Origin of the sequence: Micromonospora terminaliae, assembly GCF_009671205.1 — a bacterium.
Lineage (GTDB): Bacteria > Actinomycetota > Actinomycetes > Mycobacteriales > Micromonosporaceae > Micromonospora > Micromonospora terminaliae.
The window spans coordinates 4,668,347-4,694,045 of record NZ_CP045309.1 but is presented as its reverse complement, the minus strand read 5'-3'; the positions used below and the strand labels follow the sequence as shown (position 1 = coordinate 4,694,045).

Below are 25,699 nucleotides of genomic sequence, written 5' to 3'. Positions count from 1 at the left end.
CGCTCGCACGGGTTCCTCACCGGAGCTTCGGGTCGAAGGCGTCGCGGATCGCGTCGCCCAGCATGATGAAGGCGAGCACGGTCAGCGCGAGGAAGGCCGAGGGCACGATCAGCGGGGTCGCCGCCTCTCGCATGTGGATGCGGCCGGTGTCGATGTCCTGGCCCCAGGAGATGGTCGGGGCCTTCAGGCCGATGCCGAGGAAGCTCAGCGTCGCCTCAGCCGCGATGAACGAGCCCAACGCGATGGTGAGCACCACGATCGCCGGGGCGAGGGCGTTCGGCAGGATGTGCCGCCACATGATCCGGCCGTTGCTGGCGCCGAGCATCCGGGCCGCGGAGACGTAGTCCTGCTCCTTGGCGGTGATCACCGAGGAGCGGATCACCCGGGCCGCGGTGGTCCAGCCGAGCACCGCCAGCACGAAGATCACGGCGAACAGCCGGACGTTGTCGCTGCTGGTGCTGAGCCGCTTGAGCAGCACGATCGCGGCGAGCAGCAGCGGGATGCCGAGCACGATGTCGATCACGCGGGAGAGCACCGCGTCCACCCAGCCGCCGAAGTAGCCGGCCAGCATGCCGACGACCAGCGCGATCACGCCGGTGGCCAGCGCGGCGAGGGCGCCGACGAGGAGGGAGGCGCGGGTGCCGTAGACCGCCCGGGCGTACACGTCGCAGCCCTGGAAGTCGTACCCGAAGACGGCCCCGCCGGACGGCCCGGCGTGCTGCCGGGAGAGCAGGCAGTCCCGCGGATCGTTGGCCGTGAACAGCGACGGCACGGCGGCCATCGCGGCGGCCACCACGACCAGCGCCAGGCTCACCCAGAAGATCGGGTTGCGGCGCAGGTCCCGCCAGGCGTCGCCGGCGAGGCTGCGCGCCCGCTGGGGCGCGCCGATCCGGTCGGGGGTGGCGGGCTCCCCGGAGACGCCCCGCCGCGCGGCCTGGTCCTCGGTGGCCGCGACAGTCTCGAAGTCACTCATGCCCGCACCTCGCTCGGCTCGGCGCGGTCACGAGCGACCACACTGCGTCGGCGATTCGTTCGCTGCGCTCACTCATAGCGGATCCTCGGGTCGAGTACGGCGTAGAGCACGTCCACCACCAGGTTGGAGAGGAGGTAGACCACGACGAGCACGCTGACGATGCCCACCACCAGCGGGCCGTCCTCGGTGCGGATGCCGCGGAAGAGGTTGAAGCCCACGCCGGGGATGTTGAACACGCCCTCGGTGATGATCGCGCCGCTCATCAGGTTGCCCAGCTCGACGCCGAGGAAGGTGACCACCGGGATGAGCGAGTTGCGCAGCACGTGGACGCTCACGATGCGCCGCTTGACCAGGCCCTTCGACCGCGCGGTCCGGACGTAGTCGGCGCGCAGGTTCTCGGCCACCGAGGTACGGGTCAGCCGCAGGGCGGTGGCCAGCGACAGCGAGCCGAGCACGATGCCGGGCAGCAGCAGTGCGTAGAAGCTCGGCTGGGCCCCGGCGGTGGGCGGGAAGAGCTGCCACCTGACGCCGAGGAAGTACTGCGCGATCGGGGCCAGGACGATGGTCGGGATGCCCAGCACCAGCAGGGTGAGCACCAGCGTCGAGTTGTCGAAGACGCCGGCCCGGCGGATGCCGGCGATCACACCGGCGGTGACGCCGAAGATGATGGCCACGGCCAGCGCGATGAGCGCCAGGCGCACGGTGACCGGCCAGGCCTGCTGGAGGATGTCGCCGATCTGCCGGCCCGTGAGCGACTGGCCCAGGTCGCCCTGGAGCAGGTTCTTCACGTAGTCGAGGTAGCGGTAGAAGAAGCCGCCCACGCCGGTCTGGTCCAGGTGGTACTTCTCCGTCAGGTATGCCCGCTGGGCCGCCGTCACCGGCCGCTCCCCGGCGAGGGCCTGGATCGGGTCGCTCTGCCCGGCGAACATCAGCGCGTAGACGATCAGCGTGGTCCCGAAGAACGCGAGGACCATCTGCAGGAGGCGCCGCAGGATGAAGCGGAACATGCTTCCCAGTCTCTCTGGAAAAACGCGAATGGTGCGCTGGATGACATCTCTGGCGTACCGGAAATCGGCGGCCGGTGCCCCCGGCCCGGCCCCTCACGTGGTCCGGGCCACCCGGGTCGCCCCGGGTGGCCCGTGCCGCGGTCAGGTCAGCCGGCCGCCTCGATCTTGACGAGGTTGACCCGCTGGAACAGGTCCATCTGGACGTTCTTGACCTTGCTGGAGTGCCCGTACACGTTCTCGCCGAAGCGGAGCGGGATCACCGGCATGTCCTTGGCCAGGATGTCCTCGGCCTGCTGGTACTTCTTGATCGCCTCGGCCTGGGTCGGCGCGGCCGCGCCCTCCTTGACCAGGCGGTCGAACTCGGGGTTGCTGTAGCCGTAGTAGTTCGACGAACCGTTGGTGCTGTACAGCGGGCCGAGGTAGTCCTCCATGGACGGGTAGTCCATGACCCAGCCCATCCGGAACAGGCCCACCGGCTGCTTCTTCTCGACCTTGGTCAGCAGGTCGGCGAACTTCGGCTCGGCCGAGCCGACGCAGTCGACGCCCAGGTTGGCCTTGAGCTGGTTGCAGGTCGCGTCGACCCAGTCCTTGTGACCGCCGTCCCCGTTGTAGGAGATGGTGATCTTCGACGGGCCACCGGCGGCCTGGTAGAGCTTCTTGGCCTCGGTCGGGTTGAACTGACCGGCGGCGCCGGTGGTGTTGTCCCGGTAGCCCGGCAGGACCGGCGAGACGAACGAGCGGGCCGACTGCTGCGAGCCCTTGAAGATCGACTTGGTGATCTCGTCACGGTCGATCGCCATCGAGATGGCCTTGCGCACGTCCGGCTTGCTGTAGTCCTTCTCGAAGGTGGGGAAGGCCAGGAACTGGAACGACGACATCGGGCTGGTCTGGTAGTTCTCGCCCAGGTCGCTCTGCGCGGTGCTCAGGTTCTCGGTCGGGATCGTCGGCAGCACGTCGAGGTTGTCCGACTGCAGGTCCGAGTACGCCGCGGTGAGCTGCTGGTAGACCCGGAACTCGACGTCCTTCACCTGGGGCTTCTCGCCCGGGTACGCGTCGTAGCGCTCGACGTCGAGCTTGCTGTCGTGCTGCCAGGTGCCCTTCATCTTGAACGGGCCCTGGCCGATCGGCGCCTGCTCGTACGAGTCGTTGAGCACGCCCGGCGCGGAGAACGCGGCCTCCGGCAGCGGGTAGAACGCGGTGTAGCCGAGCATGGACTTGAAGTCGATGTACGGCTCGGCCAGCGTCACCTGGAAGGTGAGGTCGTCGACCTTCTTGAGGCCGGACATCGTCTTGGCCTTCGGCTTCTCGCCCTGCAGGTCCTGGTAGCCGGCGATCTTCTCGAAGAAGTAGCTGGCGCCCTGGCCGTTGGGCGCGTACGCGCCGTAGTTCCAGGCGTTGATGTAGTCGTCGGACGTGACCTTCTCACCGTTGTGGAAGGTGAACCCGTCCTTGAGCTTGATCGTCCAGACCTTGTTGTTGTCGGACGACGTCACCGACTGGGCCGCGACCTCGTACGGCTTGTTCTGCGCGTCGTAGTCGACGAGCGGGCTGAACAGGCCGGCGAGCACCTGCGAGCCGGACGTTTCGGTGGTGTTGGTCGGGACCAGGTGCTGCGGCTCGGAAATCTGGATACTGACCGCCGCGTCCTGGCCACCGCTCGATCCGCCGTCCCCGCCGCTGCCGCAGGCCGCCAGGCCCAGCGTCACCACGAGCGGGAGGGCGGTCCAGGCGGCGAGTCTACGAACACGCATGAACTCTCCTCATCTCCTCACGCTGCGCAGTCAGGCCCGGCGCTGGGTGACGCTGCGCAACGAGCGGTAACGGTAGGTCGCGATCGGCGCTTCGACAACGAGAGCGTTGCGAACCGATAACAGAACGTGCGGACCGGGCTTGTCATCGCCGGGCCGGCCTGCTACGGCAAAACTTCCCAGCGCCTCTACCAGGGTCTTCGTCGCCGCCCGGCCGTGCCGTCCGTGGAGGTCACGAGGCGCTCGGGTGGTTTCGGCACCGCCGTCCGGCGCGTCGCGTCCGGCGCGATCTGCCGGTCCCGGCCTGTGGTGCGAGGCACATTTGGTGACTCTCAGTGACTATCCCCACGTCACAGTTCGTCACCCTTTGCCGTCGTCGGCCGGGCGGCCCCGGAGCGTGAGACGATCCATTCGTGACGGCGACGATCCTGGACGGCAAGGCGACCGCGGCGGAGATCAAGGACGAGCTGCGGACACGGGTCAAGGCGCTGGCGGAGCGCGGCATCACCCCCGGGCTCGGCACCGTCCTGGTGGGCGAGGACCCCGGCTCCCAGGCGTACGTCAACGGCAAGCACCGCGACTGCGCCGAGGTGGGCATCGCCTCGATCCGTCGCGAGCTGCCGGCCGACGCCACCCAGGAACAGCTCGACGCGGTGCTGACCGAGCTGAACGCCGACCCCGGCTGCCACGGCTACATCGTCCAGCTGCCGCTCCCGGCCCACCTGGACACCCAGCGGGCACTGGAGCTGATCGACCCGGACAAGGACGCCGACGGCCTGCACCCGGTCAACCTGGGCCGGCTGGTGCTCGGCTACGACGCCCCGCTGCCCTGCACCCCGCGCGGCATCGTCGAGCTGCTCCGCCGGCACGACGTGCCGCTGCGCGGCGCGAAGGTCGCGCTGGTCGGCCGGGGCAACACGGTGGGCCGGCCGCTCGGCCTGCTGCTCACCCGGCGCAGCGAGAACGCCACCGTGACCCTCTGCCACACCGGCACGCTGGACCTCGCCGCGCAGACCCGGGAGGCCGACATCGTCATCGTCGCGGCCGGCGTGCCGGGGCTGCTCACCGCCGACATGGTCAACCCGGGCGCGACCGTGGTCGACGTCGGCATCACCCGGGTGATCGGGGCCGATGGCAAGGGCCGCTACACGGGCGACGTCGACCCGGAGGTGGCCGGGGTGGCCGGCAAGCTGGTGCCGATGCCCGGCGGGGTCGGCCCGATGACCCGGGCCATGCTCCTGACGAACGTCGTGGAGCGGGCCGAGCGGCAGGACTGACCGCCCAGGCACGTCATAACCGTCCGCCCCTGGCCCGATCGGTGCCAGGATGGCTGATACGGTCCGGAAAACCGACTGGTATCAGGGAGTGGGACGACCATGGGTAAGAAGGTCACTGTCGTCGGGGCCGGCTTCTACGGCTCCACCACCGCACAGCGCCTGGCCGAGTACGACGTCTTCGACACCGTCGTGATCACCGACATCGTGGAGGGCAAGCCGGCGGGTCTCGCGCTGGACCTCAACCAGTCGCGCGCCGTCGAGGGCTTCGAGACCAAGGTCGTGGGCGTCACCACCGGGCCCAACGGCGAGGGTTATGAGGCCATCGAGGGCTCCGACGTCGTCGTCATCACCGCCGGCCTGCCCCGCAAGCCCGGCATGAGCCGGATGGACCTGCTGGAGACCAACGCCAAGATCGTCCGGCAGGTCTCCGAGAACGTCGCCAAGTACGCCCCGAACGCCGTCGTCATCGTCGTCTCCAACCCGCTCGACGAGATGACCGCGCTGGCCCAGCTCGCCACCCAGTTCCCGAAGAACCGGGTGCTCGGCCAGGCCGGCATGCTGGACACCGCCCGCTTCACCAACTTCGTGGCCGAGGCGCTGAACGTCCCGGTGAAGTCCGTGAAGACCCTGACCCTGGGCTCGCACGGCGACACCATGGTGCCGGTCCCGTCGAAGAGCACGGTCGACGGCAAGCCGCTGCGCGAGGCCATGCCGGCCGAGCAGATCGAGGAGCTGGTCGTCAAGACCCGCAACGGTGGCGCCGAGGTCGTGGCCCTGCTGAAGACCGGCTCGGCGTACTACGCCCCGTCGGCCGCCGCCGCCCGGATGGCCAAGGCCGTGGCCGAGGACTCCGGCGAGGTCATGCCGGTCTGCGCCTGGGTCGACGGGCAGTACGGCATCTCCGGCGTCTACCTGGGCGTCGAGGCCGAGATCGGCGCCGAGGGCGTCAAGCGGGTCGTCGAGACCGACCTGGACGCCGACGAGCTGGCCGCCCTGAAGGAGGCCGCCGAGGCCGTCCGCGCGAAGCAGTCCGACGTAGCCAACATGTGACCCCATGAACCACCGCGGAAGGGCGGGCCGGCTGACGCCGACCCGCCCTTCGCGCATCCCGCCGGCGCTCGCACCCCGTTGATCATGAGGTTGGCGGCACTAATGGAGATCGACACCGCCGCGAACCTCATGATCAACGGGGTGGGGGGAGGGGAGGGCCGTGAAGGGATTGCCCAGATGGGGGGTGGCCAGGGTCAGTGGGGGCAGGGTTTTGAGGAGGGTCTCGCGGGAGGCGCGGGCCTGGGACGGGTTCTCCTCGTGGGCGTAGCGCAGCGTCGGGTCGATCAACTGGAGGGTGTGGACCAGGAGGTCGCCCGTCACCAGGAGGCGGTTCTCGCCGTCCTGCACCAGCACCGACTGGTGGCCGGGGGTGTGACCGGGGGTGCTCAGCACGCGTACCCCGGGGGTCAGGGTGGTGTCGCCGTCGACCACCCGGAGCTGGCCGGCGGCGCGCAACGGCCCCAGCAGCCGGGCCGGTAGCTCGGGGTGGAACAGCTCCAGCGCGGCCAGCTCGGCGCGCTGCAGCAGGTGGTCCGCGTTCGGGAAGAGCGGGCCCGCCCAGCCGACGTGGTCGGTGTGCAGGTGGGTGAGCACGACGGTGCGCACGTCCGCCGGGTCGATGCCGGCGGCGGCCAGCTCGGCCGGCAGCCGGCCCGGCACCGGCGCCCAGCTCGCGGCGAGCGCGTCGGCCGGGCCGATCCCGGCGTCGACCAGGGTGACCGGCCCGTCCCCGGTACGCAGCGCGAACGCGCGGAACGGCAGCCACCAGCGGCCGTCCGGGGTGACTGTTTCCGGGTCCCGCCGGTCGGCCTCGCGCCACTGCTCGGCGGTGGCGTCCGGGAACGCCTCGGCGCGCGGCTGGAAGAAGGGACCCGCCCCGTCGACCAGCGCGGTGACCGTGATAGACCCGACCGTGTGAGTGAGCGGCATCCGGGAAGGATGTCACCGCGGCCCGTCCCGGGCGACCCCGTTCTCCCTCGGGGTGAGGCCGGCTGGGGAGCCCCGGTCAGTTTCCAGTACGCTCGTACTGCTTGAGCACGTGTCCCCCGAGAGGAGCGCCGGCCGATGGCGAAGATCAAGGTAAACAACCCGGTCGTGGAGATCGACGGCGACGAGATGACCCGGATCATCTGGAAGCAGATCCGGGAGCAGCTGATCCTGCCCTACCTCGACGTCGACCTGCACTACTACGACCTGTCGATTGAGCACCGCGACGCGACCGACGACCAGGTCACCGTCGACGCCGCGAACGCCATCAAAGAGCACGGCGTCGGCGTCAAGTGCGCCACCATCACCCCGGACGAGGCCCGGGTGGAGGAGTTCGGCCTGAAGAAGATGTGGCGGTCGCCGAACGGCACCATCCGCAACATCCTCGGCGGCGTGGTCTTCCGCGAGCCGATCATCATGTCGAACGTGCCGCGGCTGGTCCCCGGCTGGACCAAGCCGATCGTCATCGGCCGGCACGCGCACGGCGACCAGTACAAGGCCACCGACTTCGTCGTCCCCGGCCCGGGCAAGGTGACCATCACCTACACCCCGGCCGACGGTGGCGCCCCGATGGAGATGGAGGTCGCCAACTTCCCCGGCGGCGGCATCGCCATGGGCATGTACAACTACGACGAGTCGATCCGGGACTTCGCCCGCGCCTCGTTCCGGTACGGCCTGGACCGCAAGTACCCGGTCTACCTGTCGACCAAGAACACCATCCTCAAGGCGTACGACGGCCGGTTCAAGGACCTGTTCGCCGAGGTCTTCGAGAACGAGTTCAAGGCCGAGTTCGATGCCGCCGGCATCACCTACGAGCACCGGCTCATCGACGACATGGTCGCCGCCGCGCTCAAATGGGAGGGCGGCTACGTCTGGGCCTGCAAGAACTACGACGGTGACGTGCAGTCCGACACCGTCGCGCAGGGCTTCGGCTCGCTGGGCCTGATGACCTCCGTCCTGCTCTCCCCGGACGGCCGTACCGTCGAGGCCGAGGCCGCGCACGGCACGGTCACCCGGCACTACCGGCAGTACCAGAAGGGCGAGAAGACCTCGACCAACCCGATCGCCTCGATCTACGCCTGGACCCGGGGCCTGGCCCACCGGGGCAAGCTGGACGGCACCCCGGCGGTCACCGAGTTCGCCAACACCCTGGAGCAGGTCATCGTGGAGACCGTCGAGGGCGGCCAGATGACCAAGGACCTCGCGCTGCTCATCTCGCGGGACGCCCCGTGGCTGACCACCGACGAGTTCATGAACGCGCTGGACGAGAACCTGGCCCGCAAGCTGTCGGCCTGACCCTCGCCGTTCACACCGGAGCCCGCCGGCGCGAGCCGGCGGGCTCCGTCGTGTCCGCGTCCTGGCGTCACCCGGGACGGGCGCGCCTCGTTGAGCAGGGTGGACGTGATGCCAGTCCCGTCCAGGAAGGTTGACCGCGGTCGCCTCGCGGCTTGAGCGCCGATCAGCCAGCCTTCCCGGCTGTCACGCACAGCCAGCCGTCCCTTCCCTCGCGGGGGGCCCTGTCCCGGGCCCCCCGCGCCCTGTTGTGGGGCGGGAGGTTCAGGCGGCGCGGAGCAGTTCCGCGGCCCGCTCGGGAGCGATGTCGTTGATGAACACGCCCATCCCCGACTCGGAGCCGGCCAGGTACTTCAGCTTGTCCTTGGCGCGCCGGATGCTGAACAACTGCAGGTGCAGGTGCCCCAGCTCGCGGTCGACGTGCACCGGGGCCTGGTGCCAGGCCGCGATGTAGGGCATCGGCAGGTCGAAGAGCCCGTCGAAGCGGCGGAGCACGTCGAGGTAGAGCGGCCCGAAGGCGTCGCGCTCGGCGTCGTCCAGGGCCGGGATGTCGGGCACCGGGCGGTGCGGGGCCACGTGCACCTCGAACGGCCAGCGGGCCGCCGCCGGCACGTACGCCGTCCAGTGCTGGTTGCTCGCCACCACCCGGTCGCCGGCGGCGCGTTCGGCGGCGAGCACGTCGGCGTAGAGGTTGCCCCCGGTGCGCTCGAAGTGCCGCCGGGCGGCGGCCAGCATGGTCCGGGTCCGGGGCGTGACGAACGGGTACGCGTAGATCTGGCCGTGCGGGTGGTGCAGCGTCACCCCGATCTCCACGCCCCGGTTCTCGAACGGGAAGATCTGCTCCACCCCGGGCAGCTCGCCCAGCGCGGTCGTGCGGTCGGCGATGGCGTCGAGAACGGTGCGCACCCGGCCGGGGGAGAGGCTGGCGAACGAGGCGTTGTGGTCGTCGGTGAAGCAGACCACCTCGCACTTGCCCCGCCCGGGGCGGACCGGCGTGAACGGGGTGATCTCGGCCGGCTCCTCGGCGACCCGCTGGCTCAGCGACGGGAACCGGTTCTCGAAGACGACCACGTCGTAGTCGGGGGCGGGGATCTCGCTGAGCCGGTCGCCCCGGGAGGGGCAGAGCGGGCACTGGTCGGCCGGGGGAAGGAATGTGCGGGTCTGCCGGTGCACGGCGACCGCCACCCACTCGTCGGTCAGCGGGTCGTACCGGAGCTGCGACGCGTGCGGGGGCGGGGGCAGCTCCCGCCGGTCCGGCTGGTCACGCACCGCGTCGTCCCGCTCGTCGAAGTAGATCAACTCGCGGCCGTCGGCCAGCTCGATCTGCGTACGCTTCACTCCGCACCCTCCGTGCCCCGCACGATCACCAGTTCGCCCACCCTGTCCTCGAGTACCCGTCGCGCGTCGACCCCCAACCGGTCGTCGCTGACCAGCACGTCCGCCGCGTCCAGGCCGACGATCGAGGAGATGCCGACCGTGCCCCACTTGCTGTGGTCGGCGAGCACCACGAGCCGGTCGGCGGCCGCCACCAGGGCCCGGTCGGTGTCCGCCTCCATGAGGTTGGGGGTGGTGAACCCGGCCCGTTCGCTGATCCCGTGCACGCCGAGGAAGAGCAGGTCCAGGTGGAGCGCGCCGATCGCGGCCACGGCCAGCGGGCCGACCAGCGCGTCCGAGGGGGTGCGCACCCCGCCGGTGAGCACGACGGTCTGGTCCGGCCGACCGCCGACGTGCAGGATCTCGGCCACCGGCAGGGAGTTCGTCACCACGGTGAGGCCCGGCACGTCGGTCAGGCGGCGGGCCAGCTCGGCGGTGGTGGTGCCGGCCGAGAGCGCGACGGCGGCGCCGGGACGGACCAGCTGCGCGGCGCGCTCGGCGATGGCCGCCTTCTCGGCGGACTGGCGGACCGACTTGGCGCGGAAGCCCGGCTCGTCGGTCGAGCCGGGGCCGGCCAGCGTCGCCCCGCCGTGCACCTTGGCGAGCAGACCCTGGTCGTGCAGCGTCTCCAGGTCGCGCCGGATGGTCATGTCCGAGACGCCGAATTCGGCGGCCAGCTCGGTGACCCGGACGCCCCCGGCGGCGCGGACCCGTTCCAGGATGACCGCCTGCCGCTGCCGCGCCAGCACCCCGCCGTCACCTCCCGACTATCGACCCCGTCTCCACGTGGTCGAACGCGTTCCAACAAAGATGAACACTAGCGCGCAACGGAGGACAACGGAAGCGAACGCGGAACCGCCGCCGTCCCCTCGCGGGGCGGCGGCGGCCGGGCGTCGGTGGCGCCGGATCAGGCGGGCTGGAGGCGGGGCTCCACCCAGCCGGTCTCGGTGAGGTGCTCCATCACCCGCTGGACCGCCTCCTCGACGGTCATGTCGGTGGTGTCCACCACCAGGTCGGCGTCGGTCGGCTCCTCGTACGGGTCGTCGATCCCGGTCATCCCGGTGATCAGGCCGGCGCGGGCGCGCGCGTACAGGCCCTTGCGGTCGCGCTGCTCGCAGACCTCCAGCGGGGTGGCCACGTGCACCAGCAGGAAGCCCGCACCGGCGGCGTGCGCCATCTCCCGGGCGGTGGCCCGGGCCGCCGCGTACGGGGCGATGGGGCAGCAGATGCCCACACCCCGGTGGCGGGCGATCTCGGCGGCCACCCAGCCGATCCGGCGCACGTTGAGGTCGCGGTCGGCCTTGCTGAAGCCCAGCCCGGCCGAGAGCTCCCGGCGCACCACGTCGCCGTCGAGCAGGGTGATGCTCCGGTCGCCGCCCTCGCGCAGCTGGTCGGCGAGACCGCGGGCGATGGTCGACTTGCCGGAACCGGAGAGGCCGGTCAGGAAGATCACCAGGCCGCGGTGCCGGCGCGGCGGGCGGGCCCGGGCCAGCTCCTTGGCCACCGCCGGCGGGGTGTGCCACTCGGGCAGCGGGAAGCCCCGGTCCAGCAGGTCGTCGATCTCCGCCTGGCTGAGCGCCAGCTTCCGGTTGCGCGGCGGGATGTCCTCCCGCCAGCGCCACTGCCCGTCACGGCTGTCGTAGGCCAGCTCGCGGGGCACCAGCACCCGCAGGCCGGCCCCGGAGAGCATGCCCTCGGTCGAGAGCAGGTGGGTCACCCCGTAGGCGGCGGCGACCCGCGCCCGGAGCAGCGCGTCGCTGATCTCGTCGCGCCGCCGGGCCAGCGGCACCGCCACCAGGGTGGCCGGGGGCATCCGGTCCCGGGCGGCGAACACGCTGCGCACCAGCGCCTCGGACGGCAGCCCGCCGGTCGCCTCCTCACCCACCGGGATCAGCACCAGCAGGTGCGCGCCGAGCGTGCGGGCGGCGTGTGCGATCTGCGCGAGCTGCGGCCGGTGCAGCGGACGGTCGGCGAAGACGCCGAGCACCCGCCCCGGGGGCAGCAGCCCCCGGACCTCCTCCGGGCTGCGCCGCAGCCGCTGGAACGGGCCGTGGCCGCCGTCGCCGAGCCGGCGTACGGCACCGCCCACGCCGACCGTGCCCTCGCGGACCGGCCAGACGTCGGTCACGTCCATCGCGGCCACCGGCGCGCCCTCGCCGTCGGTGAGCACCAGCGCCCGGCGCAGCGGGTCGTCCAGCACCAGCCCCTCGACGAGCGCGGCCGGCACCTGGAGCGTCACCGGCACCGGCCACGGCGTGCCGTCGGCGAGCCGGCCGCGCCGGCTCAGCGAGGCCAGGTCGGCGCGGGTCATGAAGCCGGTCAGCGGGGCGTACGCCCCGGTCAGCAGCAACCCCAGGTCGGCCAGCTCAGCGGGCCTTGGCGCGTACGCCGGCGCGTCCCGCAGCACATCCTCGGGCAGCACCCACCCGTTGCTCATGAAACCCCCAACTCACCGGCCGGCACACAGTTTCTCAGCCCACCGGCGATCGGTCGAGAGCGCCACTCCACCTCCCGGTCACCGGCCGGCAAACCGGCCGTCCTCGGCGCTCCGCCGGCCGGACGGACCGGCCCGGACCGGCCGGTCGGCCACCGTCGGGGCGGAATCAGGGGCAACCCCGAGCGTTTCCCGATACCCGGAGGGGCGCGCGCTACCTACGCTTGCCGCGTGACACTGCTCGCGACCGAGTCGCTGACCAAGACGTACGGAGGCCGGGTCACCGCGCTGGCCGACCTCACCGTGTCGGTCGAGCCGGGGATCATCGGGCTGGTGGGCGCGAACGGCGCCGGCAAGTCCACCCTGATCAAGATCCTGCTGGGCCTGCTCGCCCCGACCAGCGGTCGGGTCTCCGTGCTCGGCCTCGACCCGACCACCGACCCCGCGGCCGTCCGCGCCCGGGTCGGCTACATGCCCGAGCACGACGCCCTCCCGCCCGACCTCTCCGCCGCCGAGATGGTCACCCACCTCGGCCGGATCAGCGGTCTGCCCCGCACGGTCGCCCGGGAGCGGGCCTCCGAGGCGCTGCGCCACGTCGGCCTGCACGAGGAGCGGCACCGGGCCGTCGGTGGCTACTCCACCGGCATGAAGCAGCGGGTGAAGCTCGCCCAGGCCCTGGTGCACGACCCCGACCTGCTGCTGCTCGACGAGCCGACCAACGGTCTCGACCCGGCCGGCCGGGACGCCATGCTCAGCCTGATCCACCGGATCGGCACCGAGTTCGGCATCTCGGTCGTCGTCTGCTCGCACCTGCTCGGCGAGGTCGAGCGGATCTGCGACACCCTGGTCGCCATCGACGGCGGGCGGCTGCTGCGCGCCGACCGCATCTCCGCGATGACCTCCGCCACCGACGTGCTCGCGGTCGAGGTGAGCGAGGGCACGGACGAACTCGCCGCCCGGCTCGCCGCGCTCGACCTGCCGGTGTCCCGGGAGGGGCGGCTGCTGCTCGTCCCGCTCGCCGACGACGCCACCTACGACCTGATCATCGGCGCGGTCGCCGAGCTGGACCTGCCGCTGCACCGGCTCGACCAGCGCCGGCACCGGGTGGCCGAACTCTTCGCCACGAGGGAGCCCAGCCATGTCTGAGCCGACCGGCGTCATCCACGACATCGGCTACCAGCGCTACACCGGCCCGCGGCTCGGCCGCCGGCACGTCTTCGGCGCGCTCTACCTGCACGGCGTACGCACCGCCTTCGGTCTCGGCCGGTCCGCCAAGGCGAAGATCTTCCCCTGGCTGGTGGTCGGCATCGTGCTGATCGTCGCCGCCGGGCTGACCGCGGTACGCACCCAGACCGGCACGGTCGTCATGACGTACGCCCAGTTCGCCGACGCGATGAGCTGGCTGGTCATCTTCTTCGTCGCGGTGGTCGGGCCGGAGCTGGTCTCCCGCGACCTGCACAGCGGCGTGCTGCCGCTCTACTTCTCCCGCCCGCTGCCGCGCGGCGACTACGCCCTGGCCAAGCTCGGGTCGCTGGTCACCGCGCTCTGGCTGCTGCTCGGCGCGCCGCAGCTGGTGATGTTCCTGGGCGCCGCGTTCACCACCAAGGACGGGATGGGCGGGGTCTGGGACGAGCTGCTCGACCTGCTGCCCGGTCTGCTCTACGCCGCCCTGTGGGCGGTGGTCTTCGCCTCGGTCGGGCTGCTGATCGCCTCGCTCACCGGCAAGCGGGCGTTCGCGGCCGGCGGCATCGTGGCCGTGTTCCTGATGACCGCCCCGATCGTCGGCATCCTCTCGATCATGCCGTCCCGCACGGTCAACGAGCTGGCCATGCTCGGCTCGCCCACCGCCCTGATCCATGCCGTCGGCCAGTACACCCTCGGCGACCTGCTCGTCCCCGGCGGAGATCCCGAAACGCAGATCGGCGGCTTCGGGCCGGTCTACGTGGCCGTCGCCGTGCTGCTGGTCGCCGGCTGCGTCACCCTGCTGCTGCTGCGATACCGGAAGGTGGCCGCCCGATGACCACGATCAGCGCGGAGCCGGCGGCCCCGGCGACCCCCGCCTCCACCCTCGACCTGGCCGGCGTCTCCCGCTGGTACGGCAACGTGGTGGCGGTCAACGACGTCACCATGCGGCTCGGTCCCGGGGTGACCGGCCTGCTCGGCCCGAACGGCGCGGGCAAGACCACCCTGCTGCACATGATGGCCGGTTTCCTGGCCCCGTCCCGCGGCGCGGTCACCCTCGACGGCACGCCGACCTGGCGCAACCCCGACGTCTACCGGCGGCTCGGCCTGGTCAGCGAGCGGGAGGCGGTGCACACCTTCCTCAGCGCGTACGAGTTCGTGCTGGCCAGCGCCAAGCTGCACCGGCTGCCCGACCCGGAGGCCGCGGCCCGCCGGGCCATCGCGCTGGTCGAGATGGAGCCCGCGCAGGACCGGAAGATCGGCACCTACTCCAAGGGCATGCGGCAGCGCACCCGCGTGGCCGCCGCCCTGGTGCACGACCCCCAGGCCCTGCTGCTCGACGAGCCGTTCAACGGCATGGACCCGCGGCAGCGGCTGCACATGATGGCCCTGCTGCACCGCCTCGGTGACGCGGGCCGGACCATCCTGTTCAGCTCGCACATCCTGGAGGAGGTCGAGCAGGTCTCCGGCACCGTGCAGGTGATGGTCGCCGGCCGGCTGGCCGCCTCCGGCGACTACCGCACCATCCGCCGGCTCATGACCAACCGGCCGCACGTCTTCCGGGTCAGCTCCACCGACGACCGGGCCCTCGCGGTCGCGTTGATGGCCGAGCAGTCGGTGACCGGGGTGGAACTGGGCCGGGACGGGCTGACCGTGCGCGCCGGCGACTACGGCGCCTTCACCCGCGCGCTGCCGAAGATCGCGCTGGCCCGCAGCGTCCGGGTCCGGTCGCTGACGCCCGAGGACGAATCGCTGGAGAGCGTCTTCTCCTACCTGGTGGGGAGCTGAGCATGTCGACCGTTTCCTGGATCACCGCGCGTGGCCTGTTCGGCCGGCGCCGCTTCCTGCTGCTCCTCCCGCTGCCCGTCCTGCTGCTGACGCTGGCGATCCTCTCCCGCTCGCTCGGCGTCGACCCGGGCGAGTGGGGGCCCGCCGTGCTGGTCGGGCTCGGCCTGGCCGTCGTGCTGCCGGTGGTCGCGCTGATCGTCGGCACCGGTGTGCTCGGCGCGGAGATCGACGACGGCACGGTGGTGCACATCCTCACCAAGCCGCTGCCGCGCTGGCAGATCATCCTGCCGAAGCTGGCCGTGGCCGCCGCCGTCACGGCGGTCACCGTCGCCGTGCCGCTCTACGTCGCGGGCGTGCTCGCCCATTCGGTACGCCTCGGCCTGGGGCTCGCCGTCGCCGCGTCGATCGGGTCGCTGGCCTACTGCGCCTTCTTCGTGGCGCTCAGCCTGCTCACCCGGCGGCCGGTGCTGCTCGGCCTCGTCTACGTGCTGATCTGGGAGGGGCTGCTCGGCAACTTCGTGAGCGGCACGAAGGTGCTCTCGATCCAGCAGTACGTGATCGCCCTCGCCGACCGGATCGCACCGACTGACCTGCTCGCCACGAACGTGTCCGTGCCGGTCGCCTCGGTGATGAGCGCGCTGATCGCGGTCGGTTTCACGGCGCTCGCCGTGGACCGCCTCCGTTCGTTCAGCGTGGCCGGCGAGACCAGCTGACCCAGGCGGGAACGGGCCCGCTCGGCGCCGCCGACACCAGGTGCGCCGAGCGGGCCCCGCACGTGTCAGCGGGCACCCCGCGTCCTCAGTGGACCGCAGCCTGCCGGGGCCGCCCGAATCCGGCACCGGGACGACCCTCAGGTCTGGTAGCTTCCGGCGGGCCGAAGCACGACACCAACGGGGAGAAACGAATGCGCTCAACTCGGCTCGCACTGCTGGTTCCGGCCGCCGTGGCGACGCTCGTCATGGCCGGCTGCGACGACGGCGACAAGCCGGCGGCGTCCGGCGGCAGCGACGCGGCGACCACCACGGCGCCGGCCGCCCCGCCGAGCGCCACCGCGCCGGCCACGCCGGCCATGGACGCCGCCACGAAGGCCGCCTGCACGGCCGCCGACAAGGACATCAAGGCCGCGCTGAAGAAGGTCGCCTCGGCGGAGAAGATCGGGCCGCCGGCCGGGCACTCCGCGGTCAGCGCCCAGTACTCCGCCGGTGCCGCCTCGCTCTACGTGAACGCCTTCACCACGAGCGACACGGTCAACGACGCCGTGAAGGGGGTCGCGACCGCGATGTCGGACCTGGCCGACACGTGGGCGACCGCTCCGAAGAAGGCGCCGAGCAAGGCCCCGCTCACCGACGCCGTGAAGCAGCTCGAGACGGCCTGTTCGGCCACCTGAGCCGGCCGCCCGTCGGGAACGGAGTGACCCAGAGCCACTCCGTTCCCGGGGGACCGAGCCTGCGGGGGCTCAGAAGGCGCAGGCGATGACCAGCTCGGTCGTGCGATCGGGGAGCAGGTCGAGCTTGGCGATCCGGCCCGCCGCCCGGACGTCGTCGGCCACCAGGGTGAGCCGGTCGAGCAGGGCGGCCGGCCCGAGCGCCTCGGCCAGCGGCACCTCGGCCTTCATCGACAGCTTCCGCTCCGACTTGGCCCGGCGCACCTGGCCCAGCGCGTCCGCGGCCAGCCGCAGCAGCTCCGGGTCACCCGGCGCCTGCACCGCCCGGCCCACCTCGTAGGTGGTGGGCCAGGGCGCACGGTGCACCGAGCCGTAGCGCCACCAGGACCAGACCTCCTCGGTGACGAAGGGCAGCACCGGGGCGAAGAGCCGCAACTGCACCGAGAGCGCGGTGGCCAGCGCCGCCCGGGCCGAGTCGGCACCCGGCCCGGTGCCGTAGGCGCGCTCCTTCACCAGCTCGATGTAGTCGTCGCAGAAGCGCCAGAAGAACGCCTCCGTGGCGATGAGCGCGGCCGTGTGGTCGTACGCGTCGAAGGCGGTGGTCGCCGTGGCGACCACGCCGGACAGTTCGGCCAGCATGGCGGTGTCCAACGGCGCGGTCACCGGGGCGCGAAGGGCGTCCGCCGCGCCCAGCCCGAGGGCGAACTTCGAGGCGTTGAGCAGCTTCGTGGCGAGCCGCCGGCCAACCTTGATCTGCGCCGGGTCGAAGGCCAGGTCCATGCCGGGCTTGCCGTTGGCGGCCCAGTAGCGGACCGCGTCCGAACCGTGCTGCTCCAGCAGGCCCATCGGGGTGACCACGTTGCCCTTGGACTTGGACATCTTCTTCCGGTCGGGGTCGAGGATCCAGCCGGAGAGCACGGCGTCCCGCCAGGGCAGCACACCCTGCTCCTGGTGCGCCCGCACCACCGAGGCGAAGAGCCAGGTGCGGATGATCTCCTGCCCCTGCGGGCGCAGGTCCATGGGGAAGACCCGCCGGAACAGGTCCTCGTCCGTCTCCCAGCCGCCGACGATCTGCGGCGTCAGCGACGAGGTGGCCCAGGTGTCCAGCACGTCCGGGTCGCCGACGAACCCGCCCGGCATCCCGCGCTGTGCCTCCTCGTAGCCCGGCGGCGCGTCGCTCGACGGGTCGACCGGGAGCATCGGCTCATCCGGTGTGAGAGGCTGGGACCAGTCCGGCTCGCCAGCGTCGTCGAGCCGGTACCACACCGGCACCGGCACCCCGAAGAAGCGTTGCCGGCTGACCAGCCAGTCACCGGTGAGGCCACCCACCCAGTGCTCGTAGCGGTGCCGCATGTGCTCCGGCACCCAGCGCAGCTCCCGCCCGCGGGCCAGCAGCTCCTCGCGCAGGTCGAGGTCGCGGCCACCGTTGCGCAGGTACCACTGCCGGGTGGAGACGATCTCCAGTGGCCGGTCGCCGCGCTCGTAGAACTTCACCGGGTGGGTGATCGGGCGGGGCTCGCCCACCAGGTCGCCCGCGTCGGCCAGCAACTCGACGATCGTGCGGCGGGCGCCGTTCACGGTCTGCCCCGCCAGCGCCGCGTAGGGCCCGGCGGGCACGCCGGCCGGCGCCTCCGGCAGCAGCCGGCCGTCCCGGCCGATCACCACCCGGGTGTCCAGCCGTAGCTCCCGCCACCAGGTCACGTCGGCCAGGTCGCCGAAGGTGCAGACCATCGCGATGCCGGTGCCCTTGGCCGGGTCCGCAAGCGGATGCGCGTGCACCGGCACCTCGACGCCGAAGACCGGGGTGCGCACCGAGGTGCCCACCAGCTCCGCGTAGCGGTCGTCGCCGGGGTGGCAGACCAGCGCCACGCACGCCGGCAGCAGCTCCGGCCGGGTGGTGTCGATCAGCACCTCGCGCCCGCCGGGGGCGTGGAAGCGCAGTCGGTGGTAGGCGCCCGGGCGCTCCCGGTCCTCCAGCTCGGCCTGGGCCACCGCGGTGGCGAAGCCGACGTCCCAGAGGGTCGGCGCCTCGGCCTGGTAGGCCTCGCCCCGGGCCAGGTTGCGCAGGAACGCGCGCTGGCTGGTCGCCCGGGCCACCCGCCCGATCGTCGTGTAGGTGAGCGACCAGTCCACCGACAGCCCGAGCCGCCGCCACAGCGCCTCGAAGACCTTCTCGTCCTCCGCGGTGAGCACCTCGCACAGCTCGATGAAGTTGCGCCGGGAGATCGCCACCGGGTCCTTCCGGGCGGCCTCGCTCACCGGCGCGGCCGGCGGCTGCCAGCCCGGGTCGTAGGGCAGCGCCGGGTCGGGGCGCACCCCGTAGACGTTCTGCACCCGTCGCTCGGTGGGCAGGCCGTTGTCGTCCCAGCCCATCGGGTAGAAGACCGTGCGGCCGCGCATCCGCTGGAAGCGGGCCACCGTGTCGGTGTGCGTGTAGGAGAAGACGTGCCCCATGTGCAGCTCGCCCGATACGGTCGGCGGCGGGGTGTCGATCGCGTAGACGTCCGATCGCTCCTTCGAGCGGTCGAACGCGTACGTCCCGTCCTCCTGCCAGCGGCGCGCCCAGGTCTCCTCGATGCCGTCCAGGGTCGGACGCTCGGGGACGCCGGCGCGGGCCGTCCTCGCCGTGTCGGTCATCAGCCGATCGTAGGCAGCCGGCGCGCGCCGCTCCACGACTTTCGGCCTCGTGGCGGTATCCGGCACCCCCGTCCGGAGGGGCAGCGCGCCGTCGCGGCGTGTGACAGCATCTGCCCCGTCCACGGACGCGGGGGAGGCATCGCCATGGACGACACCGCACCCACACCCTCGGGGATCCGGTCCACAGTGGCCGGCGCCCTCGCGGCGGTCGCCGTCGGGGCCTTCTTCGGGGCTCGCGGGCTCGCGGTGGCCCGGCAGACCGGCTTCGCCGACCTGGCCCAGGGTTTCCCGTTCGGGCCGTCGGAGTTCACCGTCACGCTCGTCGCGCTGGCGGGCGGCGCGCTGCTCGCCGTCGTGCCGGCCGGCGTCGCCGCGTTCGGCCGGCTGCCCGGCTGGCCCGTCACCGCGGCCGGACTGGCGCTCGACTACCTGGTCGGCGAGCTGGCCCTCGACCACGGCGCCGGGCTGGTGCCCCGCCAGTCGCCCACCACCGGGCAGGTGCTGACCGTGCTGGCCAGTGCCCTCGCGGCGGGGCTGGTGCTGGGCGGGGCGCTGCTGGCGCTGTCCCGGCCCACCCGATCGCTGCGCTGGCCGCTCGCCGCCGGGCTGGCCGCCGGACTGGTGCTGCACTCCGCCGTCGAGGACCTGCTCCGCTTGGGGGCGGGGGTGGTGGGTTACCCGGACGGCGGGCGCGCCTGGCCGCTCCAGGTCGGGGTGACCCTGCTGATCGTGGTCGTGGCCGCCGTGCTCGCCCACCTCGACCGGCCCGGCCCGGCCGCACGCTCCGGCCGGCCCCGGATCGGCCCACTGGTGGCGGCCGCCGTGGCGGCGCTGCTCACCCTCGGCGGGCTGGTGATCCGCTGGTGGGTGGTCGACGTGTTCCGGCTCAGCCGGGACGGCCTGGTCGGGCCGCGCCGGGAGCAGTTCGTGGGGTCCTTCGCCTACTTCTCGCCGGTCGCCGTCGCCATCGTGGCCGCGCTGGTCCTGCTCGGCTACGCGTACCGGGCCGGTCGGGCCGTGGCCGCCCGCTGGGTGGTGCTCGGCTTCGCCGCGGGGCCGCTCCTGCTCGTCGGGCTCCAGCTCGCCTTCGCCGGCGACCGGGCACAGGCCTACCCGGTCGTGCTGGCCGGCCTGACGGCGGTCGCCGGCGGCGCGGCGCTGGCCCGCTTCAGGTCGGGCCTGCTGCCCTGGGACGCGGCCGGCCTGCTGCTGGCCGCGCTGGCGATGCCGCTCGCCGCGCCGGTGGTCCGCGCCGAGCTGCCGGCCACGGGGCAGGTGTCGCCGCTGCTCTCGGCGATCGGGCTCGGCCTGGCCGTGGGCTTCGGCCTGACGCTCACCGCCACCACCTCCGACACGACCGCCCCGGCCGCCACCGCGCCGGCTGGTGGCGTGCCGGGCGGGGGCGTGGCCGACGGTGGCGTGGAGGAGTCGGGGCGGGTGGCCGGGGTGCTGGCGCTCGGGATGGCCGCGTTGGTGCTCTCCGCCCTGGCGTTGGCCCCGCCGTTGCTGAGCGGCTGGGCGAACGGCCGGGGTGGCGAGCCGCCATTGACCATCCCGGTCCTCGTCGGGGTGGCCGCGCTGGTCCTGGTGCTGCTCTTCGGCTTCGGCCGGGCGGTCGACCGCATCCGCCGCGACCTGCGCGCCGAGGCCGCCCTGACCACCGCCCAGCTCTCGACACCGGCCGCCCCGCCCTCGGCGTCCGCCGGGCAGGCGGAGCGGGAAGAACCCGACGCCCCCTGACGCGAGCCGGACCTGTCGCCGAACCTGCGGCGAGCAGCGCGATCTTGGCGAGTTGTCGTTCGAGGGGAACGGCAACTCGCCAAGATCTCGAGGGGGGGTGCGCGAAGGTGGCGTCAGATCAGGGAGTCGCGCCACTGGCGGTGCAGGGCGGCGTACCGGCCGCCGGCGGCGGCCAGCTCGACCGGCGAGCCGTCCTCCACGATGCGGCCGCCGTCGAGGACCAGCACCCGGTCGGCGATCTCCACGGTGGAGAGGCGGTGCGCGATCACCAGCGCGGTGCGGTCCCGCAGGACGCTGTGCAGCGCCCGCTGCACGAGGCGCTCGGTGGGCACGTCCAGCGACGAGGTGGCCTCGTCGAGGATCAGCACCCGCGGGTCGGCCAGGAACGCCCGGGCGAACGCGACGAGCTGCCGCTGCCCCGCGGACAGCCGGCCGCCGCGCCGGTGCACGTCCGTGGCGTACCCGTCGGGGAGCGCGGTGATGAAGTCGTGCGCGCCGATGGCGCGGGCGGCGGCCTCCACGGTCGCGTCGTCGGCGTCGGGGCGGCCGAACCGGATGTTCTCCGCGATCGAGCCGCTGAACAGGTGGTTCTCCTGGGTGACCAGCACCACGGCCCGGCGCAGCTCGGCGTCGGCCAGGTGCCGCAGGTCCACCCCGTCGAGGCTCACGGTGCCGGACGCCGGGTCGTGGAACCGGGCCAGCAGCTTGGCGATGGTGGATTTGCCGGCACCGGTGGGCCCGATCAGCGCGATCGTCTGCCCGGCCGGCACGGTCAGCTCCAGGCCGGACAGGATCGGGGCCTCGGGCCGGTAGCCGAAGTGGACCGAGCGGAAGGCCACGGCCCCCCGCCCCGGGCCGGCCGGCAGCGGCACCGGCCGTGCCGGCTCGGCCACGGCGGGCCGCTCGTCCAGCACACCGGCGAGCTTCTCCAACGCGGCGGTCGCCGACTGCAGCGCGTTGTAGAACTGGCTCAGCTCCTCCATCGGCTCGAAGAACCGGCGCAGGTAGAGCAGGAACGCGGCGAGCACCCCGACCTCGGTCCGCCCGCCCAGCACCCGCCAGCCGCCATAGCCGAGCACCGCCGCGGCGGTCAGGTTGCCGATCAGCCGGATGCCCGGCGAGTAGACCGCGATGAGCCGGAACGCGCGCAGGCTGGCCCGCCGGTAGTCGTCGTTCACGGCGGCGAAGATGCGCTGGTTGCGGGGCTCCCGCCGGTAGGCCTGCACCGCCCGGATCCCCCGCAGCGACTCGACGAAGTGCACGATGACCAGCGCCACCGCCTCCCGGGTCCGCCGGTACGCCCCGGCGGACGCGCGGGCGAACCAGCGGGACAGCCAGAACAGGAACGGGAAGGCGAGCAGGGTGACCGCGGCCAGCGGCAGATCCAGCCAGAGCAGGATGCCCGCCACCGACAGCACCGACAGCGCGGCCATCACCAGCTTGTCGATCCCGCCGTCGACCAGCTCGGCGATGGAGTCCAGGTCGCTGGTCAGCCGGGACACCATCCGGCCCGACGTGTAGCGCTCGTGGAAGCCGACGTCGAGGCGGAGGAAGTGGCCGTACACCCGTTCGCGGAGGTCGAGCAGGACGGCCTGGCCGATCCGGGCGGCGAGGGAGAGGAAGGCGCGCCGGGTCGCGTACTCGGTGCCGGTGGCGACGACGAACGCGGCGGCGACGGCGATCAGCGGGCCCGCGTCGCCGTCGCGCAGCGGGCCGATGCCCCGGTCGATGCCGAGCATCACGAGGTACGGACCGGCCATCGCGGCGGCGTTCTGGGCCAGCAGCAGGGAGACGGCCACCCCGAGCCGGGCCCGGTGCGGGCGGAGCAGGTCGCGGAGCAGGGCCCGGCTGCGACGCCGGAGCCGGGCCACCGCCTCCGGCGACGAGTCCTCGGCCCGGCTGCGGTCGGCGTCGGGATCGGTGGCCCGCCCGCGCCAGCGCCCCAGGTCGAGGCCGGGGTCGCCGCGCTGCCGCGCCGGGCCGCGGTCGGGGTCGCCGCCCTGCCGCGACCGGTCGAGGGCGGGGTCGCCGCGCTGCCGCGGGATCCGGGGCGGCACCGCGGGTCCGGTCACGACCGCACCAGGCCGGCGCCGTCCGTCCGCCGCTCCGGCTCGGCGGACAGCACCGCCCGGTAGGCCGGGACCCCGGCCAGCAGCTCAGAGTGGGTGCCCACGGCGACGATCCGGCCGCCGTCGAGCAGCGCCACCCGGTCGGCCAGCGCCACCGTGGACGGCCGGTGCACCACGAGCAGGGCCGTGGTGTCCCGCAGCACCCGGCGCAGGGCCGCCTCGACCAGCGCCTCGGTGTGCACGTCGAGCGCGGAGAGCGGGTCGTCGAGCACGAGCAGGGCGGGCCGGCCGAGCACCGCCCGGGCCAGTGCCAGCCGCTGCCGCTGCCCGCCGGAGAGGGAGAGCCCCTGCTCGCCGACGCGGGTGGCCAGCCCCCACGGCAGGTCGTACGCGAATTCCGCCTGGGCCAGCGCGAGCGCGGCCCGGACCTCCTCCTCGCCGGCCTCCGGCCGGCCCAGCGTCAGGTTCTCCCAGACCGACATGGAGAACAGCGTCGGCTCCTCGAAGGCCACCCCGACCAGCCGGCGCAGCGACCCGAGCCGCAGGTCGCGCAGGTCGTGCCCGTCCAGCGTGACCCGGCCGCCGGTCACCTCGTGCAGCCGGGGGACCAGGGACAGCAGGGTGGTCTTGCCGCAGCCGGTCGCCCCGACGACGGCCAGCGTCTCGCCCGGCTCCACGGTCAGCTCCACCTCGCGCAGCACCGGCGCCGGGCCGCCGGGGTAGCGGAAGCTCACCCGCTCGAAGCGGAGCCGGCCGCGCACCTCGGCCCGGTCCAGCGCGCGGGCGTGCGGGGCGTCGACGATGGAGGGCGGGGTGTCCAGCACCTCCTGGATCCGGTCGGCGGCGGTCGCCGCCTCCTGCCCGTTGGCGATGATCCAGCCGAGCGACTGCACCGGCCAGATCAGCATGAGCTGGAGGCTGACGAAGGCGACCAGCGCGCCGATGGTGAGCCCGCCGCGGGCGACGGCGGCGGCGCCGGCCACCAGCACCACCCCGAGGGTCAGGTTGGGCACCAGGTCGAACAGGGCGGAGCTGCGGGCCAGCAGCCGGGCCTTGCGGATCCCGGTGTCGTGCAGCCGGCGGGCGCCGGTGGCGAACCGGGCGGCCAGTTCCGGCCCCCGCCCGTACGCCCGCATCGTGCGCAGCCCCTGCGCGGTCTCCTCGACCAGCGTGGCCACGTCGCCCTGCTGGTCCTGCATCCGGCGGGACGCCGCGTGGTAGTGCCGGGCGAACCGGCGGCTGATCAGGAACAGCGGGACGGCGCTGGCCGCCACGAGCAGCCCGAGCCAGGGGTGCAACCGGACCAGCAGCACCACGACGGCCGCGTAGGTGACCAGGTTGAGCACCAGGAACAGCAGGCCGAAGGAGAGGAACCGGCGGAGCACCGACAGGTCGCTGGTGACCCGGGACAGCAGTTGACCGGACTGCCACCGGTCGTGGAAGTCGGTCGGCAGGCGTTGCAGGTGGGCGTAGATGTCGGCCCGGATGGCCGCCTCCATGCCGACCGAGGAGGAGGACTGGGTCCACCGCCGGATGAAGATCAGCACCGCCTCGGCCAGGCCGAGCAGCAGGGCGAGGGCGCCGAGCCGGAGCAGCCCGGCCACGTCGTGCCGGGCCACCGGCCCGTCCACCACCCGCTGCACGACCAGGGGCACGGCCAGGCTCGCCGCCGTGGCGGCCAGGGCGGCGAGCAGCAGCCAGGCGAACTCCGACGCGTAGGGGCGCAGGTAGGGCCGCAGTCGCCAGAGGTTGCGCAGCGGGTGGGGACGGGCGTCGGGGGGCGCCACGGGGTTGCCGTCGCTCAGCGCAGGCACTACCCGACGGTAGCGGCAGGGGGCGACAGCACCGCTGTCAGCTAGCGGTCACCCGTCCCTCATGCCCGAGAAGCCACTTCTTCACGTCCAGGCCCCACCGGTAGCCGCCGAGCGTGCCGTCGGTGCGCAGCACCCGGTGGCAGGGCACGAAGAGCGCCGCGGCGTTGCGGGCACAGGCGGCCGCCGCAGCGCGGACCGCCGGCGGCCGCCCGGCCAGCGCGGCGAAACCGGTGTACGTCACCGGGTCGCCCGGCCTGACGTCCCGCAGCACCTGCCAGGCGTGGGCCATGAAGGCGCCGCCGGTCCGCTGCTCGACCGGGACCGGGTCGATCGCGGCCAGGTCCCCGTCCAGGTAGGCGCGGACGGCGGCGGTGACCGGGCCGAGGTCCGCCCGCTCGCGCAGCGCGCCGCGCAGTCCGGGGTGGACCAGGGGCACGAGGGTCGCCGGGTCGGCCGTGAAGCCGGCCGCGCGTACCGCCCCGTCGGGGCCGGCGAGCACGCTCAGGGGGCCGGCGGGGGTGTCGATGACGGTGCTGTCCAGTGTGGTCATGCCGCTCTCCAGAGTCGGATCACCGCGTACGACCGCCAGGGGCGCCAGCGGTCCGCGTACGCGTTCAGGGTCTTCGGGTCGTCGGGCAGGCCGAGGGCGGCGGCGCCCCGGCGTACGCCCAGGTCGGTGGGGAGGAGGACGTCGGGGTCGCCGAGCGCGCGCATGGCCACGTAGCCCGCGGTCCACGGACCGACCCCGGGCAGCGCGGTCAGCCGCCGCACCGCCTCCTCCCGGTCCCCACCGGGAGCCAGGTCCAGCGAGCCGTCCGCGACGGCCCGGGCCACCGCCCGGATCGTCTCCCGCCGCGCCCCCGGCATCCGGAAGGCGCCGTCGTCCACCGAGAGCACCTCCTCGGCGCTCGGGAACGCCCGCAGCCCGAGCGGTCGATCATG

General features: G+C 73.1%; 20 protein-coding genes and 1 pseudogene. 9 read left to right on the top strand and 12 right to left on the bottom strand.

Annotation, left to right across the window (positions count from 1 at the left end):
- Positions 1-16: 16 nt before the first annotated feature.
- From GCE86_RS21460 to GCE86_RS21450, 3 genes are all read right to left on the bottom strand, one after another.
- Positions 17-973, bottom strand: coding sequence for an ABC transporter permease (locus GCE86_RS21460; protein ID WP_154228621.1), 957 nt, complete (start codon positions 971-973; stop codon positions 17-19).
- A gap of 68 nt (positions 974-1,041) precedes the next feature.
- A complete protein-coding gene (locus tag GCE86_RS21455; protein WP_154228620.1) occupies positions 1,042-1,980 on the bottom strand; it encodes an ABC transporter permease in 939 nt (312 codons plus the stop codon).
- A 146-nt stretch (positions 1,981-2,126) separates the two neighbouring features.
- Entirely contained in the window at positions 2,127-3,731 is a 1,605-nt protein-coding gene (locus GCE86_RS21450; protein WP_154228619.1) for a peptide ABC transporter substrate-binding protein, read from the bottom strand.
- A 410-nt stretch (positions 3,732-4,141) separates the two neighbouring features.
- On the opposite strand from GCE86_RS21450, the gene GCE86_RS21445 reads away from it, so the two are divergent.
- Both GCE86_RS21445 and mdh read left to right on the top strand, forming a co-directional pair.
- Entirely contained in the window at positions 4,142-5,005 is an 864-nt protein-coding gene (locus GCE86_RS21445) for a bifunctional methylenetetrahydrofolate dehydrogenase/methenyltetrahydrofolate cyclohydrolase (protein WP_154228618.1), read from the top strand.
- Positions 5,006-5,104: 99 nt separating this feature from the next.
- Positions 5,105-6,055, top strand: a complete 951-nt coding sequence (gene mdh / locus GCE86_RS21440; protein ID WP_154228617.1) for a malate dehydrogenase — start codon at positions 5,105-5,107, stop codon at positions 6,053-6,055.
- Between the two features lie 99 nt (positions 6,056-6,154).
- Here mdh and GCE86_RS21435 read toward each other — a convergent pair whose 3' ends face one another.
- Positions 6,155-6,985, bottom strand: a complete 831-nt coding sequence (locus GCE86_RS21435; RefSeq protein ID WP_154228616.1) for an MBL fold metallo-hydrolase — start codon at positions 6,983-6,985, stop codon at positions 6,155-6,157.
- Positions 6,986-7,120: 135 nt separating this feature from the next.
- Between GCE86_RS21435 and GCE86_RS21430 the strand changes: the two genes are divergently transcribed.
- Positions 7,121-8,338: an NADP-dependent isocitrate dehydrogenase gene (locus GCE86_RS21430; protein WP_154228615.1), complete on the top strand. Its 1,218-nt coding sequence runs from the start codon at positions 7,121-7,123 to the stop codon at positions 8,336-8,338.
- Between the two features lie 261 nt (positions 8,339-8,599).
- Here GCE86_RS21430 and galT read toward each other — a convergent pair whose 3' ends face one another.
- The 3 genes from galT to cysC form a co-directional block, all read right to left on the bottom strand.
- A complete protein-coding gene (galT, locus tag GCE86_RS21425; protein WP_154228614.1) occupies positions 8,600-9,673 on the bottom strand; it encodes a galactose-1-phosphate uridylyltransferase in 1,074 nt (357 codons plus the stop codon).
- Positions 9,670-10,458 carry a DeoR/GlpR family DNA-binding transcription regulator gene (locus GCE86_RS21420; RefSeq protein ID WP_154228613.1) on the bottom strand — a complete coding sequence of 263 codons (789 nt, stop codon included), beginning with the start codon at positions 10,456-10,458 and terminating at the stop codon, positions 9,670-9,672. Before GCE86_RS21420 ends, galT begins: the two co-directional genes overlap by 4 nt.
- Positions 10,459-10,616: 158 nt before the next feature.
- Positions 10,617-12,146, bottom strand: a complete 1,530-nt coding sequence (gene cysC / locus GCE86_RS21415) for an adenylyl-sulfate kinase (RefSeq protein WP_154228612.1) — start codon at positions 12,144-12,146, stop codon at positions 10,617-10,619.
- A gap of 228 nt (positions 12,147-12,374) precedes the next feature.
- Between cysC and GCE86_RS21410 the strand changes: the two genes are divergently transcribed.
- The 5 genes from GCE86_RS21410 to GCE86_RS21390 all read left to right on the top strand — a co-directional run bounded on the left by GCE86_RS21410 (position 12,375) and on the right by GCE86_RS21390 (position 16,500).
- On the top strand, positions 12,375-13,289 hold the full coding sequence (locus GCE86_RS21410) for an ABC transporter ATP-binding protein (RefSeq protein ID WP_154228611.1): 915 nt from the start codon (positions 12,375-12,377) through the stop codon (positions 13,287-13,289).
- A complete protein-coding gene (locus GCE86_RS21405; RefSeq protein ID WP_154228610.1) occupies positions 13,282-14,163 on the top strand; it encodes an ABC transporter permease in 882 nt (293 codons plus the stop codon). Before GCE86_RS21410 ends, GCE86_RS21405 begins: the two co-directional genes overlap by 8 nt.
- A complete protein-coding gene (locus tag GCE86_RS21400; protein ID WP_154228609.1) occupies positions 14,160-15,113 on the top strand; it encodes an ABC transporter ATP-binding protein in 954 nt (317 codons plus the stop codon). The genes GCE86_RS21405 and GCE86_RS21400 overlap by 4 nt, the downstream gene beginning before the upstream one ends.
- A 2-nt stretch (positions 15,114-15,115) precedes the next feature.
- The gene (locus tag GCE86_RS21395; RefSeq protein ID WP_154228608.1) at positions 15,116-15,826 is read left to right on the top strand and encodes an ABC transporter permease; all 711 of its coding nucleotides are present in this window, start codon (positions 15,116-15,118) and stop codon (positions 15,824-15,826) included.
- Between the two features lie 191 nt (positions 15,827-16,017).
- Positions 16,018-16,500 carry a hypothetical protein gene (locus tag GCE86_RS21390; RefSeq protein ID WP_154228607.1) on the top strand — a complete coding sequence of 161 codons (483 nt, stop codon included), beginning with the start codon at positions 16,018-16,020 and terminating at the stop codon, positions 16,498-16,500.
- A gap of 69 nt (positions 16,501-16,569) precedes the next feature.
- Here GCE86_RS21390 and valS read toward each other — a convergent pair whose 3' ends face one another.
- Positions 16,570-19,134 (bottom strand): valine--tRNA ligase, encoded by a 2,565-nt coding sequence (valS, locus tag GCE86_RS21385; protein ID WP_154228606.1) that lies wholly within the window; start codon positions 19,132-19,134, stop codon positions 16,570-16,572.
- A gap of 144 nt (positions 19,135-19,278) precedes the next feature.
- On the opposite strand from valS, the gene GCE86_RS21380 reads away from it, so the two are divergent.
- Entirely contained in the window at positions 19,279-20,874 is a 1,596-nt protein-coding gene (locus GCE86_RS21380) for a hypothetical protein (RefSeq protein ID WP_154228605.1), read from the top strand.
- A 113-nt stretch (positions 20,875-20,987) separates the two neighbouring features.
- Here GCE86_RS21380 and GCE86_RS21375 read toward each other — a convergent pair whose 3' ends face one another.
- The 4 genes and pseudogenes from GCE86_RS21375 to GCE86_RS32625 all read right to left on the bottom strand — a co-directional run.
- Positions 20,988-22,820 carry an ABC transporter ATP-binding protein gene (locus GCE86_RS21375; RefSeq protein WP_204343128.1) on the bottom strand — a complete coding sequence of 611 codons (1,833 nt, stop codon included), beginning with the start codon at positions 22,818-22,820 and terminating at the stop codon, positions 20,988-20,990.
- 122 nt (positions 22,821-22,942) lie between these two features.
- Positions 22,943-24,757, bottom strand: a complete 1,815-nt coding sequence (locus GCE86_RS21370) for an ABC transporter ATP-binding protein (protein WP_154228603.1) — start codon at positions 24,755-24,757, stop codon at positions 22,943-22,945.
- A gap of 37 nt (positions 24,758-24,794) precedes the next feature.
- On the bottom strand, positions 24,795-25,307 hold the full coding sequence (locus tag GCE86_RS21365) for a methylated-DNA--[protein]-cysteine S-methyltransferase (RefSeq protein ID WP_154228602.1): 513 nt from the start codon (positions 25,305-25,307) through the stop codon (positions 24,795-24,797).
- A pseudogene (locus GCE86_RS32625) lies at positions 25,304-25,684 on the bottom strand (DNA-3-methyladenine glycosylase family protein); the annotation flags it as partial. The gene GCE86_RS21365 and the pseudogene GCE86_RS32625, both read right to left, overlap by 4 nt.
- Between the last annotated feature and the right edge of the window lie 15 nt (positions 25,685-25,699).

Coding starts and splice junctions, on each gene's coding strand:
- mdh (WP_154228617.1), top strand. CDS start 5,105: ATGGGTAAGAAGGTCACTGTCGTCGGGGCCGGCTTCTACGGCTCCACC.
- GCE86_RS21380 (WP_154228605.1), top strand. CDS start 19,279: ATGGACGACACCGCACCCACACCCTCGGGGATCCGGTCCACAGTGGCC.
- GCE86_RS21455 (WP_154228620.1), bottom strand. CDS start 1,980: ATGTTCCGCTTCATCCTGCGGCGCCTCCTGCAGATGGTCCTCGCGTTC.
- GCE86_RS21395 (WP_154228608.1), top strand. CDS start 15,116: ATGTCGACCGTTTCCTGGATCACCGCGCGTGGCCTGTTCGGCCGGCGC.
- cysC (WP_154228612.1), bottom strand. CDS start 12,146: ATGAGCAACGGGTGGGTGCTGCCCGAGGATGTGCTGCGGGACGCGCCG.
- GCE86_RS21390 (WP_154228607.1), top strand. CDS start 16,018: ATGCGCTCAACTCGGCTCGCACTGCTGGTTCCGGCCGCCGTGGCGACG.
- GCE86_RS21405 (WP_154228610.1), top strand. CDS start 13,282: ATGTCTGAGCCGACCGGCGTCATCCACGACATCGGCTACCAGCGCTAC.
- valS (WP_154228606.1), bottom strand. CDS start 19,134: ATGACCGACACGGCGAGGACGGCCCGCGCCGGCGTCCCCGAGCGTCCG.
- GCE86_RS21450 (WP_154228619.1), bottom strand. CDS start 3,731: ATGCGTGTTCGTAGACTCGCCGCCTGGACCGCCCTCCCGCTCGTGGTG.
- GCE86_RS21430 (WP_154228615.1), top strand. CDS start 7,121: ATGGCGAAGATCAAGGTAAACAACCCGGTCGTGGAGATCGACGGCGAC.
- GCE86_RS21435 (WP_154228616.1), bottom strand. CDS start 6,985: ATGCCGCTCACTCACACGGTCGGGTCTATCACGGTCACCGCGCTGGTC.
- GCE86_RS21365 (WP_154228602.1), bottom strand. CDS start 25,307: ATGACCACACTGGACAGCACCGTCATCGACACCCCCGCCGGCCCCCTG.
- GCE86_RS21400 (WP_154228609.1), top strand. CDS start 14,160: ATGACCACGATCAGCGCGGAGCCGGCGGCCCCGGCGACCCCCGCCTCC.
- GCE86_RS21460 (WP_154228621.1), bottom strand. CDS start 973: ATGAGTGACTTCGAGACTGTCGCGGCCACCGAGGACCAGGCCGCGCGG.